The organism is Streptomyces sp. NBC_00523, assembly GCF_036346615.1.
Taxonomy (GTDB): domain Bacteria; phylum Actinomycetota; class Actinomycetes; order Streptomycetales; family Streptomycetaceae; genus Streptomyces.
On the sequence record NZ_CP107836.1, the window covers coordinates 2082898 to 2098114 of the forward strand.

The window sequence follows — 15217 nt, forward strand, 5'->3', positions numbered from 1 at the left end:
GGCTCCGGGATGCCACCATGGAAGCGGTCCGGGGACGCCGTCAGGGCGCCTCGAGATGACGAAGGAGCCACCTGCCATGTCGCTTCAGGCTGCGCAGAACCAGTCCGCCAACCCCGCGGGCACCCCCTCCGACAGCAGCAAGGCGCTGTACGGGGGCAAGAGCAACCGCCGGGTCACCGTCCACGACATCGCCGCCGCCACCGCGCGCGGCGAGAAGTGGCCCATGCTCACCGCCTACGACGCGATGACCGCGTCCGTCTTCGACGAGGCCGGCATCCCGGTCATGCTCGTCGGCGACTCCATGGGCAACTGTCACCTCGGCTACGAGACCACCGTGCCCGTCACGATGGACGAGATCGCCATCCTGTCCGCCGCTGTCGTCCGGGGCACCAAGCGCGCCCTGATCGTCGCGGACCTCCCCTTCGGGGCGTACCAGGAGAGCCCGGTCCAGGCCCTGCGCAACGCCACCCGGCTCATCAAGGAGTCCGGCGTCGGCGCGGTCAAGCTGGAGGGCGGCGAGCGCAGCCACGAGCAGATCAAGCTGCTGGTCGACGCCGGAATCCCGGTCATGGCCCACATCGGCCTGACCCCGCAGTCCGTCAACGCGATGGGCTACCGGGTGCAGGGCCGGGGCGAGGAGGCCGCCCAGCAGATGCTGCGCGACGCCAAGGCCGTGCAGGACGCGGGCGCGTTCGCCGTCGTCCTGGAGCTCGTACCGGCCGAGCTGGCCGCCGAGGTCACCCGCACCCTGCACATCCCGACCATCGGGATCGGCGCCGGTCCGGAGACCGACGCGCAGGTGCTGGTCTACACCGACATGGTCGGGCTGACCGGCGGCAAGGTGCCGCGCTTCACCAAGCAGTACGCCGACCTGCGGCAGATCCTCGGCGACGCCGCGAAGGCGTACGCGGAGGAGGTCGTCGGCGGCACGTTCCCGGCCCCGGAGCACACCTTCCACTGAGGCCCCAAGCCCCAAACGACCACCACCGGTAACGACGACAGCCCGCCGACTTCCCCCATCGGCGGGCTGTCGGCCGTTGTCGGTGGAGCCGAGCGGGCTGTCGGCCGGCTGTCGGCGGCCTGTCGGTGGCGGCTGGTCTGATAGTCGGCATGACGCGAATCGACAAGAACCCCAAGCACGGCGGGAACGCCGTAGAGGTGCGGGGGCTGGTCAAGCACTACGGCGAGACCAAGGCCCTGGACGGCGTGGACCTCGATGTGCGCGAGGGCACCGTCCTCGGCGTGCTCGGCCCCAACGGCGCCGGCAAGACCACCCTCGTACGCTGCCTCTCCACGCTCATCACACCCGACGCCGGGACCGCGGTCGTCGCCGGCTTCGACGTGGTGAAGCAGCCCCGCGCCCTGCGCCGCACCATCGGCCTCACCGGGCAGTACGCCTCGGTCGACGAGAAGCTCTCCGGCTGGGAGAACCTCTACATGATCGGGCGGCTGCTCGACCTGCCCCGCAAGAAGGCGCGGGCCCGGGCCGACGAGCTGCTGGAGCGCTTCTCGCTCACCGACGCGGCGAAGAAGGCCGCGATGGAGTACTCCGGCGGGATGCGCCGCCGGCTCGACCTGGCCGCCTCCATGATCGGCAGCCCGGCCGTCCTCTACTTGGACGAGCCCACGACGGGGCTCGACCCCCGGACCCGCAACGAGGTCTGGGACGAGGTGCAGCGCATGGTCGCGGAGGGGGCGACCGTGCTCCTCACCACCCAGTACATGGAAGAGGCCGAGCAGCTGGCCAACGAGCTGACGGTCATCGACAAGGGCAAGATCATCGCCCGCGGCGGGGTGAACGAGCTCAAGGCCAAGGTCGGCGGCCGCACCCTGCAGATCCGCCCCTCGGACCCGGCCGAGCTGGCCCCGATGGCCCAGGCGCTGCGGGAGACCGGTCTCGACGGCGTCGCGGGCGCGCAGGCCGTCCCGGACGAGGGCCTGCTCTACGTACCGATCCTCAGCGACGAGCAGCTCACCGCCGTCATCGGCCTGCTCGGCACCCGGGGCTTCTCGCTGGCCCACGTCGCCACCGCGCTGCCCAGCCTGGACGAGGTGTTCCTCGCCATCACCGGCGACAAGGCCACCGTCACCGACACGATTCCCGAGGAGGTCGCTGCATGAGCACGACGACTCTGACGCCCACCCCCACCGACACGCCCGTCTCCGCACCGGCCGCCAAGCTCCACGACGAGGGCGGCATCGGACTGCGGAACAACCTGCGCCACATCGGGGCCCTGGTCCGGCGCAACCTGCTCCAGATCAAGAAGGATCCGGAGTCGATGTTCGACGCGCTGCTGATGCCCGTCATCTTCGTGCTGCTGTTCGTGTACGTCTTCGGCGGCTCGGTCGGCGGCAGCATGGGCGGCGGCCGGCAGGAGTACCTGAACTACCTGATCCCCGGCCTGATGGCGATGATGGGCATGAACATCGCCATGGCCGTCGGCAGCGGTGTCAACGACGACTTCCGCAAGGGGGTCATGGACCGCTTCCGTACGATGCCGATCGCGCGCTCCTCGGTGCTCGTCGCCAAGATCGTGGTCGAGCTCGGCCGGATGATGGTCGCCACGCTCATCCTGCTGGGCATGGGCTTCGCCCTCGGCATGCAGCTCCACGGGTCGGTGCTCGGCCTCATCGCGGCGATCGGCCTGTCGGCCGCGTTCGGCGCCGCGATCATGTGGATCTTCATCCTGCTCGGCCTGGCCATGAAGACGTCCCAGGCGGTTCAGGGAATGGGGATGCTGGTCATGATGCCGCTCCAGTTCGGTTCCTCGATCTTCGCCCCGCCCACGACGATGCCGGGCTGGCTCCAGACCTTCACCGACTACAACCCGCTGTCGAATCTGGCGGACGCGGCGCGCGGCCTCATGATGGGCACCTCACTCGGCCACTCGGTCTGGCTGACGCTCGGCTGGGCCGTGGTCATCACGGCGGCCGTGGCTCCGCTCGCCGTCTCCAAGTTCCGCAAGAAGTCCTGACGTCACGGGTTCGGCTCGGGATCCGCGTCCACGAGGGCGGCGGCCTCCTCCAGGGAGAGGCCGCCGCCCTCGGCGTACGCGGCCTCGTAGGCGGCGTCCGCGAGGCGGCTGCGGACCAGATCCTCGGCGCGGGCCAGGTTCTCGCGTTCCATCGCGTTCATGAAGTGCCCCTTGGGCAGGTGCGCCCGGCCGGCGCCCAGCAGCCGCGCCGCGACGAGGGCCCGCTCCTCGCCGCCCAGCCCGCCGAGCGCCCAGGCCACGATGACCAGATTGATCACCGCCATCTGCGGCGCGACCATCTGCGTCAGCGGGTCCCGTACGCCCTTGAGGGACCGCCGGCTCTGCTCCAGGGCGCGGGCGTACTCGCCGTCCTGGTTGTCCAGCCAGGCCAGGCCGCCGAGGACGAAGCCCTCGAACACCGCCATGGTCTCGGACGCGAACTCCTCCTGGAGGCAGCTGAACTGCTCGCGCGCCTCGGCGGTCCGGCCGCACCGGCCCAGCCACATCGCCAGGAACAGCCGGGCCGCCGGGCGGGCCTCGTGCCCGGTCTGGCGTTCGTCGGCCAGCACCTCGCGCATGCGCGCCTCGCCCTCCTCGCCCCGGCCGAGCTCGGTGAGCACGGCGGCGTGGCGGATGCGGAGCACGGAGACCTGGGCCAGGGCGCCCAGTCGTTCGGCCGAGCGGATGGCGGCCTGGAAGTCCTCGGCGGCCCGCGCGTACGCGCCCTGCTTCTCACCCGCCTCGCCGCGTGAGGAGAGCGCCTCGGCCATCCCCCAGTCGTCGCCGAGCCGGCTGAAGATCGCCAGGCTCTCATCGGCGTCCCGGTGGGCCTCACCGGCCCAGTCCGGGCGGTTGGCCAGCACATTGGCCCGCATCTGGAGGGCGGCGGCCAGCTCCCACTCGTAACCGAACTCCCGCGCGCCGCGCACCGTTTCGTCCAGCAGGTGGCGCAGGTCGGAGACGCCGCCGGTGAGCATCACGGCGTAGAACCAGAGCGAGGCGGGGCTGCGGCAGGTCTGCGGCTGGCCCGCCCGGTAGGTCGCGACGATGGCCCGCAGCCGGGCCATGCTGGCCTCGTTCGTCCACTCGTCCATCGCGTGGTCCATGCTGACCAGCTGGACCAGGGTCACCTGCCGCCGCGCCTCCTCCAGCAGCTCCTGGCGCATGGGCGGGGGCGCGTCCGTGCAGCGCTCGTGGATGGAGGGCGCGAGCCGTACGGGCTCCGCGAACGGGTCGGGGCCGAGGGCGGCGGCCGCGTCGGCCCAGTGCAGGGCGTCGCCGCGCAGGTTGCGGATCTGCCAGTACCAGGACAGGGACAGCACCATGCACAGCGCCTCCTGCTCGTCGCGGGCGGCGACGGCGTGGCGCAGGGCGATGCGCAGGTTCTCGTACTCGCGTTGCAGGAGGCCGATGGCGGCGAGTTGTCCGGAGCCGCGCAGCAGCGGGTCCGTCGTACGGGCCAGCTCGCGGTAGAACACGAGGTGCCGGTGCTCGACCGCGTCCCGCTCCCCCGACTCCTCCAGGCGCTCCGCCGCGTACTCGCCGACGGTCTCAAGGAGCCGGTAGCGCATCCGGCCGTCGTCCGCCGGGGCGGCGACCACGAGCGACTTGTCCACGAGCGAGCCGAGGAGGAGGGCCACCTCGCCGGAGCGGCCGGCCGTGTCGGCGCAGACGGCCTCGGCGGCCTCCAGGGTGCAGCCGCCCGCGAAGACGGAGAGGCGGCGCAGGACGACGCGCTCGTCGTCGTCCAGCAGCTCCCAGGACCAGTCCACGACCGCGCGCAGCGTCTGCTGGCGGGGCAGCACGGTCCGGCTGCCGCTGGTCAGCAGGCGGAAGCGGTCGTCCAGCCGGTCCGCGATCTGCTGCGGCGTGAGCATCCGCAGCCGGGCCGCGGCGAGCTCGATGGCGAGCGGCAGGCCGTCCAGGCGGCGGCAGATCTCGGCGGTGGCCGCCGCCGTCGCCTCGTCCGCGTCCACCCGGAAGCCGGGGCGGGCGGCGGCGCCGCGCTCCGCGAGCAGCCGCAGCGCGGTCGGGTCCGGCAGCGGATCGACCGGCCGGACCGCCTCGCCCGGCACGCCGAGGGGTTCCCGGCTGGTCGCGAGGACGGTGAGCCGGGGGCAGTGGGCCAGCAGATGATCGGCGAGGGCGGCGGCGGCCTCGATGACGTGCTCGCAGTTGTCGAGGAGGAGCAGCATGCGGCGGCGGGAGCAGTACTCGGTGAGCCGGGCCAGCGACTCACCGGCCGCGCGCTCCTCGCCGGAGGCCCGTTCGGCGGCCCGCAGCTCCCCGGAGCCGGCCCCGCTCAGCACGGTCTCCCGGGCCCCGAGCGCGGCGAGCACCGCCTCCGGCACGGCCTCCGGGTCGTCCACGGGGGCCAGTTCGGCGAGCCAGACGCCGTCCGGCCAGGTACCGGCGTCGACGGTGTCCGCGACCTCCTGCGAGAGCCGGGTCTTCCCGGCGCCGCCGGGGCCGAGCAGGGTGACAAGGCGGCCCCGGGAGAGGTCGCCGCGCAGGGCCTCCATCTCCCGCTCCCGGCCGACGAAGCTGGTGAGCCGGGCCCGGAGGTTGCCCAGGGGGGCGGCGGGGGCCTTCGCGGGGGCCGGGGGCTCCTGCCGCAGCAGCTCTGCGTACAGGGCGGTCAGCTCGGGGCCCGGGTCGGTGCCGAGGCGGTCGGCGAGGAGGGTGCGGACCTCGTCGTACGCGGCGAGGGCCTGGGCGGTGCGCCCGGCGTCGCGCAGGGCGCGCAGGCGGAGCGCCTGGAGGGGTTCGTCCAGGGGGTGTTCACCGCAGAGCGCGGTCAGCTCCGGCAGCACCTCGGCGGCCCGGCCGAGCGCCAGCTCCGCGGCGAGCCGGTCCCGGCGGGCGTCGAGCCGGCGGGCGGTCCAGCGCGCGGCGGCGGCGTGCCGGTCGGGGAGGTCGGCGAGGGCGGGGCCCCGCCAGAGGGTGAGGGCGTCGCTCAGGAGGGCCGCCGCCCGGGCCGGGTCGCCCTCCGCGAGGGCCCGCGCGCCTTCGCCCGCGAGCCGTTCGAAGCGGAAGAGGTCGACGGCCTCCGGTTCGGCGGCCAGCCGGTAGCCGCTCTCCGCCGAGGCGACGGCGTCGTGCCCGATGGCCCGCCGCAGCCGCCCCACCAGCGCCTGGAGGGCGCCGGCCGCGTCGGCGGGCGGTTCGCCGTCCCACACCTCGTCCACGAGCACGGCGACCGGGACGGTGCGGCCGGGCCGCAGCGCGAGCACGGTGAGCAGCGCGCGCAGCCTCGCCCCGCCGACGGAGAGGGCCGTGCCGTCGTCGCGGAGGGCCTGGGTCGTACCGAGGATGCCGTAGCGCACGCGCCCATTCTCCGCGACCGGCCCCGGTGCCCGCACAGCCGCCCCGCCCCTGCTCGTCATGGCCCCACCCTTTCCGGTCCGGGGGCGGGAAGCGAACCGTTTCCGCCGTGTCGCCGTCAGCCCTCGGGGGCCTGCTCCTTCGGCCCGACCGCGTAACCGGGCACGGACGGCCAGCGGACGGTCAGCACCACGGACTCCTCCTCGGCGATCCAGGAGTGGTCGACGCCGACGCCCCACACCACGTAGTCGCCCTGCTCCTCCAGGAGCACGCTGCGCCCGGGCAGCTCCACCCGGAACCGCCCGCTGATGAGCACGAGCAGCGCGGTCCGGCTCTCGCCGCGCACCCACTGCGCCCGCTCGTCCCCCACCGGGTGGACGCCCCACTTGATCTCGACGTCCTCGCTGTGCCGGGGATCGCCCGCGTCCTTGAAGTGCCCGAGGATCCATCCCCGGTCGAGCGCGGCATCCTTGCCGGCGTTGCCCACGTATACGTTGTCGTTCACGTGGGGGGACGCTAGCAGGGGCTTTCGGGCCGGCCGTGGACGGCTACGCTCGGGTCCCATGGCAAGCGCAGCGCAGCAGCGGATCAGTCCGGTCTTTCTCGGGATCGCCGCCGTGACGGCCGTGGCCGGGTGGGGGGTGTGGACGGACTTCGCGGCGCAGCCGGGGTTCGCGACGTTCCTGTTCGTGACCGGGGCGTGGGTCGTGTCGCTGTGTCTGCACGAGTACGCGCACGCGAGGACCGCGCTGCACAGCGGGGACATCTCGATCGGGGCCAAGGGCTATCTGACGCTGAATCCGCTGAAGTACACGCACGCGCTGCTGAGCATCGTGCTGCCGGTGCTGTTCGTCATCATGGGCGGGATCGGGCTGCCCGGTGGTGCGGTGTTCATCGAGCGGGGCCGGATCCGGGGCCGGTGGCGGCACAGCCTGATCTCGGCGGCCGGGCCGCTGACCAACGTCCTGTTCGCGGTGGTGTGCACCGCGCCGTTCTGGCTGGACGGCCTGGACGGGGTGCCGCCCGCCTTCCGGAACGCGCTGGCGTTCCTGGCGCTGCTCCAGGTGACGGCCGCCGTCCTGAACTTCCTGCCCGTGCCGGGGCTGGACGGCTACGGGGTCATCGAGCCGTGGCTCTCGCGCTCGGCCCGTCGCGCGGTCGAGCCGTTCGCCCCCTTCGGCCTGATCGCGGTCTTCGCCCTGCTGTGGGTGCCCGAGCTGAACCGGGCCTTCTTCGACGCGGTGTACGCGCTGCTGCGGGGCCTGGGGGTACGAGGCTGGTGGAGCGACTGCGGCCTGGACGCCTACCGCTTCTGGCAGGAGGCGGACCCGCGGTGCGCGGTGAGCGGATGAGGCGGCCGGGCTTCCGGCGGCCTTGACGCCGGTGCCCGTCGGCGGGCGACCCTGGGCCATGGACCGCGCCCTGTCGACACCGCCCGCCCTCGTCCCCGGCTCGCTCGCCGGGTCGCGGCAACCGGTACTCCGTACGCCGGGCGGGCTGTCGCTGCGGCCTTGGGAGCGCGCCGACGTGTCGGTGTTCTTCGGCGCCTACCGGGACGGCGAGCTCCGGCGCTGGCACACGCGCCGGCCCGCGTCCGAGGATCAGGTCCTGGAGTGGTTCGACGGCTACGGGGAGGACTGGCGGCGGGAGCGGGGCGGTCACTGGGCCGTCGCCGACGACAGCGGCACGGCGCTCGGGCGGATCGCCCTGCGCGACATGGACCTGGACGACGGGACCGCCGAGGCCGCCTACTGGGTGCTGCCCGCCGCGCGCGGGGCCGGGGTGGCCTCCGGCGCGCTCGCGGCGCTCAGTGCCTGGGCGCTGGAGGCCGGCTTCTGGCGCCTGGAGCTGGAGCACTCGACGCGGAACGCCGCCTCCTGCGCGGTCGCCACGAGGTGCGGCCACGCCCCGGAGGGCGTCAAGCGCAGCGCCGCCGTGCACGACGACGGACGCCACGACATGCATCTGCACGCCCTGATCCGGGACAGCTGAGCCCGGCGGACCGGGCTACTCCGCGGACGCGGCCTCCGCGCGGCGGCGGCGCAGGTAGTACCAGGCCATGTTCGAGGAGAGGCCGACCAGCAGGACCCAGACGATGCCGATGAGCACGCTGCCCTGGACGAAGGCCGTCACGGCCGCGGCGAGGGCCAGGACGCAGACGACGAGGGCGTAGAGGGCGAGGCGGGGCATGGGTGGCTCCTGTCGGGGGTGATGCGCGGTCCCGTCCAGTGTCCCCCATGCCCCCGGCCGTTCCGGGCCCGCCTCAGACGTCCGTCGTGCGGAGTCCGGCGTGGGCCTTGTAGCGGCGGTTGACCGAGATGAGGTTGGCGACCAGCGACTCGACCTGGTGGGCGTTGCGCAGGCGGCCCGCGAAGATGCCGCGCATGCCCGCGATGCGGCCGGCCAGGGCCTGGACGATGTCCGTGTCGGCGCGGGCCTCGCCCAGCACCAGGACGTCGGTGTCGATCTCGTCGATGGACTCGTCCTGGAGGAGGACCGCCGAGAGGTGGTGGAAGGCGGCCGTGACGCGGGAGTCCGGCAGCAGGGCGGCGGCCTGTTCGGCGGCGCTGCCCTCCTCCGGCTTCAGCGCGTAAGCGCCCTTCTTGTCGAAGCCGAGCGGGTTGACGCAGTCGACGACGATCTTCCCGGCCAGCTCCTCGCGCAGCGACTCCAGCGTCTTGGCGTGCCCGTCCCACGGCACCGCCACGATCACCACGTCGCTCTCCCGCGCGCAGGTCGCGTTGTCCGCGCCGCGCACGCCGTTCCCCAGCTCCCCGGCCGCCGCCTCCGCGCGGTCCGCGGCGCGGGAGCCGATGATCACCTGCTGTCCGGCGCGCGCGAAGCGGTACGCGAGGCCGCGGCCCTGCGGTCCGGTGCCGCCGAGCACGCCGACGGTCAGGCCGGACACGTCCGGCAGGTCCCAGGGGTCCTTGGCGGGGGGCTTGGGCGCGCTGCCGCTGTCATTCGTAGTCATGGCCCCGACACTACTGCCAGGTACGGGGCGGAGCCCGTGGACCCGGGCCACCACCCGTACGGATGGTGCTTGGGCCTTTCGCCGGTGCCGGGGCCCCCGCATGGTGCAGGATGCCGGGCCATGGATGCCGTACGTGTGGCGCTGCTGCGTGAAGTGCTCGCCAGGACCCAGTGGCCCGCCGCCGCCCGGCGGTTCGCCGGGGCGCTCCGCTCCTCCGTGGTCCCGCACGGCGGCGGGCTGCTGCTGGTGGGGACCGAGGTGTACGAGCCCTGGCACCTCGCCGCCCATCTGGTGGACGAGTCCACCTGGTCCGGGCTGCCCGAGCTCCGCCCCACCCTGGTGCGCCACCGCGTGGAGCCCGGCGACCCGGCGCACCTCGCGGTCGGCCTCGGCCGGATCGAGGCGGCCGGGCGCGGCGAGACGCTGCTCGTGGTGACGCCGGACCGGCCCGGCGAGGGGCTGCTGGAGCGGGTGCACGACGCCCGGCGGGCCGGGGCGACGGTGCTCTCGCTGGACAACGGCGATCCGCAGGTGCGCGGGCTCGCCCATGAGGCGCTGTCCGTGACGGACGGCGACGACGTGGACCTGGACACCGTCCAGCACCTGGTCAGCGCCGCCGCCGGGGAGAACGGGGCGCCGGTGCCGCGCGGCGGGCGGCGGACGTTCCGCGACCGCCTGTCCCGGCTGGCCGACCAGCTGACGGCTCCCCCGCCGCCGCGCTGGTAGCGGCGCGCCCGCGCCGGTCCGGGGCGCCGCCCGCGGCCGGGCGCGGCGCCCCCGCGTAATCCATTTGCATCCCCCACTTATCACGACAGACCATGTCTCCTCGTGACCTCTCGCACCTCCCTCGCCGCCAGGCTGGCCGCTCTGCTTCCCGACCTCTCGCCCTGGCGGTCATCGGCCGACTTCCGGTTGCTGTGGGTGCAGGGCATCGTCACCTTCTTCGGCAGCTCCATGGCGCTCATCGCGCTGCCGCTCCAGATCAAGGACCTGACCGGCTCCCCGCTCGCCGTCGGCGCGATGGGCGCGGTGGAGCTGGTGCCGCTCGTCATATGCGGGCTGTACGGGGGTGCCCTCGCCGACGCCGCCGACCGGCGGAAGATCATCCTGGCCACCGAGGCCGGGCTCGGGCTGCTCGCGGTGGTCCTGCTGGTGAACGCGGCCCTGCCCGACCCGATGCTGTGGCCGCTCTACGTGGTGGCGGGCGGGGTCTCCGCGCTCGCCGGGCTCCAGCGGCCCGCGCTCGACTCGCTGATGGCCCGGATCGTGCCGCACGACCAGCTCCCGGCGGCCGCCGCGCTGAACTCGCTGCGCTGGCAGGCCGGGGCGATCATGGGCCCGTCGCTGGCCGGTCTGGTGGTGGCCTACGCCGGACACGCCACCGCCTACTCCATCACCGTGGTCACCTTCGCCGCCTCGGTGCTGATGTGCCGCAGGCTCTCCCCCGCGCCGCCCGCCGACAAGGGGCGGAAGCCGTCGCTGCGCGGCATCGTGGAGGGGGCCAGGTACGCCTGGAGCCGCCCCGTGCTGCTGGGGACGTACGCGATCGACATGGCCGCGATGTTCTTCGCGTTCCCCAACACGATCTTCCCGTTCCTCGCGGACGAGCTGGACGCCGACTGGTCGCTCGGCCTGATGTACGCGGCGGGCTCGGTCGGTTCGCTGCTGCTCGGCCTGACCAGCGGCTGGACCTCACGGGTGCGCCGGCACGGGCTGTTCGTCGTGTGCGGTGCCGCCGTCTGGGGGTTCTCGATCGCGGCGGCGGGCTGGTCCGGCAACGTGTGGCTGGTGCTGGTGTGCCTCGGGTTCGCCGGGGCGGGCGACATGCTCAGCGGGCTCGGCCGGTCGACCATCTGGAACCAGACCATCCCGGAGGAGCTGCGCGGCCGCCTCGCGGGCATCGAGGTGCTCTCGTACAGCGTCGGGCCGCAGCTCGGCCAGGTCCGGGCCGGTGGCATGGCGGGGTGGACGGGGACCCGGCCCGCGATCTGGACCGGCGGCGTGGCCTGCGTCGCCTCGGTGGCGCTGCTCGCGGCGGCGCTCCCGAAGCTCCTCACGTACGACTCGGAGACGGACGAGGACGCGCTGCGCAGGCGTGCCCAGCGCGCGGAGGGCCTGGACGTGGAACCGGCGGCCTGAGGCCGGGGCCGGCCGCCGGAGAACCGCTGCGGGCCCCGCGCCCCGGTCAGCCCGCCGTCCCGTCCTCGTCCGGGCCCTTGCGGTCGTGCCACTTCGGGTCCGTGTCCCACTCCAGGTTCCGTTCCTGGGCGGTCTCCATCGCGTGCTGCGCCTCCTGCCGGGAGGCGTACGGGCCGAAGCGGTCCTTGGCCGGGCACTCGGGGCCCTCCTCGACCTTCTTGTGCTCCAGGCAGTAGAACCACTCGCCAGGCTTGCCGACCGTGCGCTTCTTGAACAGGGCCATCATCGGTTCCTTTCCTCTGTGCCATGGTGCCCCGGACACGCTGGTTAGACTCGCTGGCATGTCTGGCCAGTCGCTGCTCGTACCAGGGGAGATCACTCCCGTCCGTTCCGTGCCCGGAAACATCCGGCGCCCCGAGTATGTGGGCAAGCCGGCTCCGACGCCGTACACAGGGCCGGAGGTGCAGGACACCGACACCATCGAGCGCATGCGCGTCGCGGGACGCATCGCCGCGCAGGCGATGGCGGAGGCCGCCAAGCACATCGCCCCGGGTGTCACGACGGACGAACTCGACCGTGTCGCCCACGAGTTCATGTGCGACCACGGGGCGTACCCGTCGACGCTTGGCTACCGCGGCTTCCCCAAGTCGCTGTGCACCTCGCTCAACGAGGTGATCTGCCACGGCATCCCGGACTCCACCGTGCTGCGCGACGGCGACATCGTGAACCTCGACGTGACCGCGTACATCAACGGGGTGCACGGCGACAACAACGCGACGTACCTCTGCGGCGACGTGGACGAGGAGTCGCGGCTGCTGGTCGAGCGCACCGAGGAGTCGCTGCGGCGGGCGATCAAGGCCGTGCGGCCGGGGCGCCAGATCAACGTCATCGGGCGGGTCATCGAGTCGTACGCGAAGCGCTTCGGGTACGGCGTGGTCCGGGACTTCACCGGACACGGGATCAACACCTCGTTCCACTCAGGGCTCATCGTGCCGCACTACGACAGCCCGCACGCGACGACCGTGATGCAGCCCGGCATGACGTTCACCATCGAGCCGATGCTGACCCTCGGCAGCCACGACTACGACATGTGGGACGACGGCTGGACCGTGGTGACGAAGGACCGCAAGCGCACCGCTCAGTTCGAGCACACGCTCGTGGTGACGGAGACCGGCGCGGACATCCTCACGCTGCCGTAGCCTCCGCGGCAGGTATGAGCACCTCCCGGCACCACTGGCGGAAGCCGGTGGGCGCCGGGGCGGTCAGGGCCTGCCACTCGGGCCCGTAGATGCCGTCGTCCTGGGCGGCGGCCATGTCGAGCAGGCCCTGCGCCCAGGCTTCGTGCATCCCGTACCGCGTCAGCGTCGCCTTGTACTCCTCGCCGTCGGGCCGCTCGAAGCGGACCGGGCGCTCCAGGACCTCCGAAAGGACCCGGGCCATGTCCTCCGGGGTCAGCGAGTCGGGCCCGATCACCGGGACGACGTCCTGCCCCGACCAGGAGTCGTCGGCCAGCAGGCGGACGGCCACGGCGGCGATGTCGCGCGTGGCGACGAGCGGCAGCGCCCGGTCCGGGGCGACCGGGAGCGAGAGTTCGCCCCGTGCCCGCAGCGCCTGCACCTGATGGAGCAGGTTCTCCATGAAGAACGGCATGGCCAGGGCCCGGTAGGCGACTCCGGTGCGCTCGATCATCTCGTCCATCGCGAACGCGGCCGACAGTTGTCCCGCGTCCGCGCCGTAGCCGCGGCCCAGGCTGCTGATCCCGACGACGCGGCGGACGCCACGGGCTTCGATCGCCTCGCAGGCCGGGCGGGTGAAGCCGAGGTAGTGCTCCCTGATGTCGCCGGCGGCCGCGTTCGGCGGGACCAGCCACAGGACGCTGTCGGCGCCCTCGAACGCCTCGTTCAGCACCTTTGGTTCGCGGTGCGAGCCCTGGACGATCTCGGCGCGCTCGCGCGCCCGCGGAGTGAGCCGGGCGGGATCGCGGACGACCACCCGGACCTTCTCACCGCTGTCGAGCAGTGTGTCGAGAACCTGTCGGCCGATCCGGCCGGTGGGAGCGGTGATGACGATCACGGGAGCCTCCGAAGCGAGCAGGGCTGTGGACAAGGACACGGCACGTCGGCAGGTGCCCACCGACTCATCGTTTCCACCGTTAACGATGGCACGTTATCGACGATAGCGCAAACCGCTAACATCATCCCGTTATCATCGGAAACCATGGAGACCGAGCACCTCGCCCCCGCCGACAGCAACCGCCGCCGGATCATCGAAGCCGCCACCCGACTGCTCGCCAAGGAAGGGCGCGAGGCGGTGTCGACGCGTGCGGTGAGCGCCGCGGCCGGCGTCCAGGCACCCACGATCTACCGGCTGTTCGGCGACAAGCAGGGACTGCTCGACGCCGTGGCCGCCCATGGCTTCGCCGCCCACGTCGGCAGCAAGGCGTCCCTGGAGCTCACCGACGATCCGGTACAGGACCTGCGCACCGGCTGGGACTTCAACACGGAGTTCGGCCTCGCCAACCCGGCGCTGTACACCCTGATGTACGCCCAGCCCAGCCCCGGCACCCCCTCGCCCGCGTCCCGCGCCGCGCTGGAACTGCTCGCGACCCACATCCACCGGATCGCCGAGGCCGGCCGCCTGCGGGTCGACGAAAGGCGCGCCACCCACCTGGTGCAGGCCGTGGGCGGCGGCACCACCCTCTCCCTCATCGCCACCCCCGAGGAACAGCGGGACATGACGGTGTCCCACCTGGCACGAGAAGCGGTGATCACGGCGATCACCACCGAGGCCCCCGCCTCCCCGGCCCCCGGCCCCGCCGCGGCCGCCGTGGCCCTGCACGCCCTCCTCCCCCGCACCGAAGCGCTGACCGCCGGCGAGCGCGCCCTGCTCACGGAACTGCTCGACCGCATCTCGGCCGCACCCGACGAGACCGCCTGACCGGGCACGCAGCCACCGGACCGACGGCACACCCGGGCGCACCCACAGTTACCGACAAGACGTCGGCAAGGAGTTGACTTAGGTTTGCCTAAGTAGGAGGATCGGCGTATCGGGCCCGTCACCGGCGGACAGTCGCGGCGGGCCGATATTTCCGTCTCTGTCTGGACTTCCCGTCCCCCTCGGCCCCGGAGGCCCACCTTGGACGCAACCGTCACCGCCCCGCCCTTCTCGACGCTGATCCGCATCGCGTCCCACGAGCAGCACACCGAGGCGGAGACCTCGACGTTCATGGGCGACCTGCTCGGCGGGCGCCTCGGCGTCGACGCGTACACGCGCTACACCGAGCAGCTGTGGTTCGTGTACCGCGCGCTGGAGGAGGGCGCCGGGGCGCTCGCCTCGGACCCCGTGGCGGGGCCGTTCATACAGCCCGAGCTGATGCGCACCGCCGAGCTGGAGCGCGACCTGGCCCATCTGCGGGGCGCCGGCTGGCGCGAGGGCCTGGCGCCGCTGCCGGCCACCGCCGCTTACGCCGAGCGGGTCGCCGAGTGCGCCCGGACCTGGCCCGCCGGTTACATCGCGCACCACTACACGCGCTACCTGGGAGACCTGTCGGGCGGTCAGATCATCCGGGACAAGGCGGAGAAGACCTGGGGCTTCGCGCGCAAGGGCGACGGGGTGCGGTTCTATGTCTTCGAGGAGATCCCCAACCCGGCCGCCTTCAAGCGGGGTTACCGCGAGCTGCTGGACGCGGTGAACGCGGACGACCTGGAGAAGCGGCGGATCGTGGACGAGTGCAAGCGCGCGTTCGCGCTGAACACCGCCGTGTTCCGGGAGCTGGGCGAGGAGTTCCGCGCCGCCTGACCCCGCT

Annotated in this window: 16 protein-coding genes; 10 read left to right on the top strand and 6 right to left on the bottom strand. The window is 73.0% G+C overall.

Annotation, left to right across the window (positions count from 1 at the left end):
- Positions 1-76: 76 nt before the first annotated feature.
- The 3 genes from panB to OHS17_RS09370 all read left to right on the top strand — a co-directional run bounded on the left by panB (position 77) and on the right by OHS17_RS09370 (position 2975).
- Complete coding sequence (gene panB, locus OHS17_RS09360) at positions 77-961, top strand: 3-methyl-2-oxobutanoate hydroxymethyltransferase (RefSeq protein WP_018103482.1); 885 nt, start codon at positions 77-79, stop codon at positions 959-961.
- A 149-nt stretch (positions 962-1110) separates the two neighbouring features.
- Positions 1111-2121, top strand: a complete 1011-nt coding sequence (locus OHS17_RS09365; protein ID WP_330311787.1) for an ATP-binding cassette domain-containing protein — start codon at positions 1111-1113, stop codon at positions 2119-2121.
- Entirely contained in the window at positions 2118-2975 is an 858-nt protein-coding gene (locus OHS17_RS09370) for an ABC transporter permease (RefSeq protein WP_073965440.1), read from the top strand. Before OHS17_RS09365 ends, OHS17_RS09370 begins: the two co-directional genes overlap by 4 nt.
- Before the next feature lie 2 nt (positions 2976-2977).
- Here the strand turns inward: OHS17_RS09370 and OHS17_RS09375 are convergent, their stop codons facing one another.
- Together OHS17_RS09375 and OHS17_RS09380 are read right to left on the bottom strand one after the other, a co-directional pair.
- Positions 2978-6301, bottom strand: a complete 3324-nt coding sequence (locus OHS17_RS09375; protein WP_330311788.1) for a BTAD domain-containing putative transcriptional regulator — start codon at positions 6299-6301, stop codon at positions 2978-2980.
- 116 nt (positions 6302-6417) lie between these two features.
- Positions 6418-6804, bottom strand: a complete 387-nt coding sequence (locus OHS17_RS09380) for a signal peptidase I (RefSeq protein WP_330311789.1) — start codon at positions 6802-6804, stop codon at positions 6418-6420.
- Between the two features lie 58 nt (positions 6805-6862).
- Here OHS17_RS09380 and OHS17_RS09385 point away from each other — a divergent pair, with 58 nt between their 5' ends.
- On the top strand, positions 6863-7651 hold the full coding sequence (locus OHS17_RS09385) for a site-2 protease family protein (RefSeq protein ID WP_330311790.1): 789 nt from the start codon (positions 6863-6865) through the stop codon (positions 7649-7651).
- A 58-nt stretch (positions 7652-7709) separates the two neighbouring features.
- The gene (locus OHS17_RS09390) at positions 7710-8291 is read left to right on the top strand and encodes a GNAT family N-acetyltransferase (protein ID WP_330311791.1); all 582 of its coding nucleotides are present in this window, start codon (positions 7710-7712) and stop codon (positions 8289-8291) included.
- Between the two features lie 15 nt (positions 8292-8306).
- Here OHS17_RS09390 and OHS17_RS09395 read toward each other — a convergent pair whose 3' ends face one another.
- Together OHS17_RS09395 and npdG are read right to left on the bottom strand one after the other, a co-directional pair.
- The gene (locus OHS17_RS09395; protein ID WP_073863347.1) at positions 8307-8489 is read right to left on the bottom strand and encodes a hypothetical protein; all 183 of its coding nucleotides are present in this window, start codon (positions 8487-8489) and stop codon (positions 8307-8309) included.
- A 73-nt stretch (positions 8490-8562) separates the two neighbouring features.
- Positions 8563-9273, bottom strand: a complete 711-nt coding sequence (gene npdG, locus OHS17_RS09400) for an NADPH-dependent F420 reductase (protein ID WP_330311792.1) — start codon at positions 9271-9273, stop codon at positions 8563-8565.
- A gap of 120 nt (positions 9274-9393) precedes the next feature.
- Between npdG and OHS17_RS09405 the strand changes: the two genes are divergently transcribed.
- A complete protein-coding gene (locus tag OHS17_RS09405; protein WP_330311793.1) occupies positions 9394-9999 on the top strand; it encodes a hypothetical protein in 606 nt (201 codons plus the stop codon).
- A 102-nt stretch (positions 10000-10101) separates the two neighbouring features.
- On the top strand, positions 10102-11412 hold the full coding sequence (locus tag OHS17_RS09410) for an MFS transporter (protein WP_330311794.1): 1311 nt from the start codon (positions 10102-10104) through the stop codon (positions 11410-11412).
- Positions 11413-11458: 46 nt separating this feature from the next.
- Here OHS17_RS09410 and OHS17_RS09415 read toward each other — a convergent pair whose 3' ends face one another.
- The gene (locus OHS17_RS09415) at positions 11459-11695 is read right to left on the bottom strand and encodes a hypothetical protein (protein ID WP_202541393.1); all 237 of its coding nucleotides are present in this window, start codon (positions 11693-11695) and stop codon (positions 11459-11461) included.
- Positions 11696-11753: 58 nt separating this feature from the next.
- Here OHS17_RS09415 and map point away from each other — a divergent pair, with 58 nt between their 5' ends.
- Positions 11754-12611 (top strand): type I methionyl aminopeptidase, encoded by an 858-nt coding sequence (gene map / locus OHS17_RS09420; protein WP_330311795.1) that lies wholly within the window; start codon positions 11754-11756, stop codon positions 12609-12611.
- On the opposite strand, the gene OHS17_RS09425 is transcribed toward map, so the two are convergent.
- Positions 12598-13485 carry an NAD(P)H-binding protein gene (locus OHS17_RS09425; protein WP_330315200.1) on the bottom strand — a complete coding sequence of 296 codons (888 nt, stop codon included), beginning with the start codon at positions 13483-13485 and terminating at the stop codon, positions 12598-12600. The two genes, map and OHS17_RS09425, sit on opposite strands and share 14 nt — an antisense overlap.
- Positions 13486-13629: 144 nt before the next feature.
- Between OHS17_RS09425 and OHS17_RS09430 the strand changes: the two genes are divergently transcribed.
- Complete coding sequence (locus tag OHS17_RS09430) at positions 13630-14349, top strand: TetR/AcrR family transcriptional regulator (protein WP_330311796.1); 720 nt, start codon at positions 13630-13632, stop codon at positions 14347-14349.
- 198 nt (positions 14350-14547) lie between these two features.
- On the top strand, positions 14548-15210 hold the full coding sequence (locus OHS17_RS09435) for a biliverdin-producing heme oxygenase (protein ID WP_330311797.1): 663 nt from the start codon (positions 14548-14550) through the stop codon (positions 15208-15210).
- Positions 15211-15217 lie beyond the last annotated feature (7 nt).

Bases quoted from the DNA above. Each gene is read 5' to 3' on its own strand.
- panB (WP_018103482.1), top strand. From the start codon at position 77: ATGTCGCTTCAGGCTGCGCAGAACCAGTCCGCCAACCCCGCGGGCACC.
- OHS17_RS09365 (WP_330311787.1), top strand. From the start codon at position 1,111: ATGACGCGAATCGACAAGAACCCCAAGCACGGCGGGAACGCCGTAGAG.
- OHS17_RS09370 (WP_073965440.1), top strand. From the start codon at position 2,118: ATGAGCACGACGACTCTGACGCCCACCCCCACCGACACGCCCGTCTCC.
- OHS17_RS09385 (WP_330311790.1), top strand. From the start codon at position 6,863: ATGGCAAGCGCAGCGCAGCAGCGGATCAGTCCGGTCTTTCTCGGGATC.
- OHS17_RS09390 (WP_330311791.1), top strand. From the start codon at position 7,710: ATGGACCGCGCCCTGTCGACACCGCCCGCCCTCGTCCCCGGCTCGCTC.
- OHS17_RS09395 (WP_073863347.1), bottom strand. From the start codon at position 8,489: ATGCCCCGCCTCGCCCTCTACGCCCTCGTCGTCTGCGTCCTGGCCCTC.
- npdG (WP_330311792.1), bottom strand. From the start codon at position 9,273: ATGACTACGAATGACAGCGGCAGCGCGCCCAAGCCCCCCGCCAAGGAC.
- OHS17_RS09405 (WP_330311793.1), top strand. From the start codon at position 9,394: ATGGATGCCGTACGTGTGGCGCTGCTGCGTGAAGTGCTCGCCAGGACC.
- OHS17_RS09415 (WP_202541393.1), bottom strand. From the start codon at position 11,695: ATGGCCCTGTTCAAGAAGCGCACGGTCGGCAAGCCTGGCGAGTGGTTC.
- map (WP_330311795.1), top strand. From the start codon at position 11,754: ATGTCTGGCCAGTCGCTGCTCGTACCAGGGGAGATCACTCCCGTCCGT.
- OHS17_RS09430 (WP_330311796.1), top strand. From the start codon at position 13,630: ATGGAGACCGAGCACCTCGCCCCCGCCGACAGCAACCGCCGCCGGATC.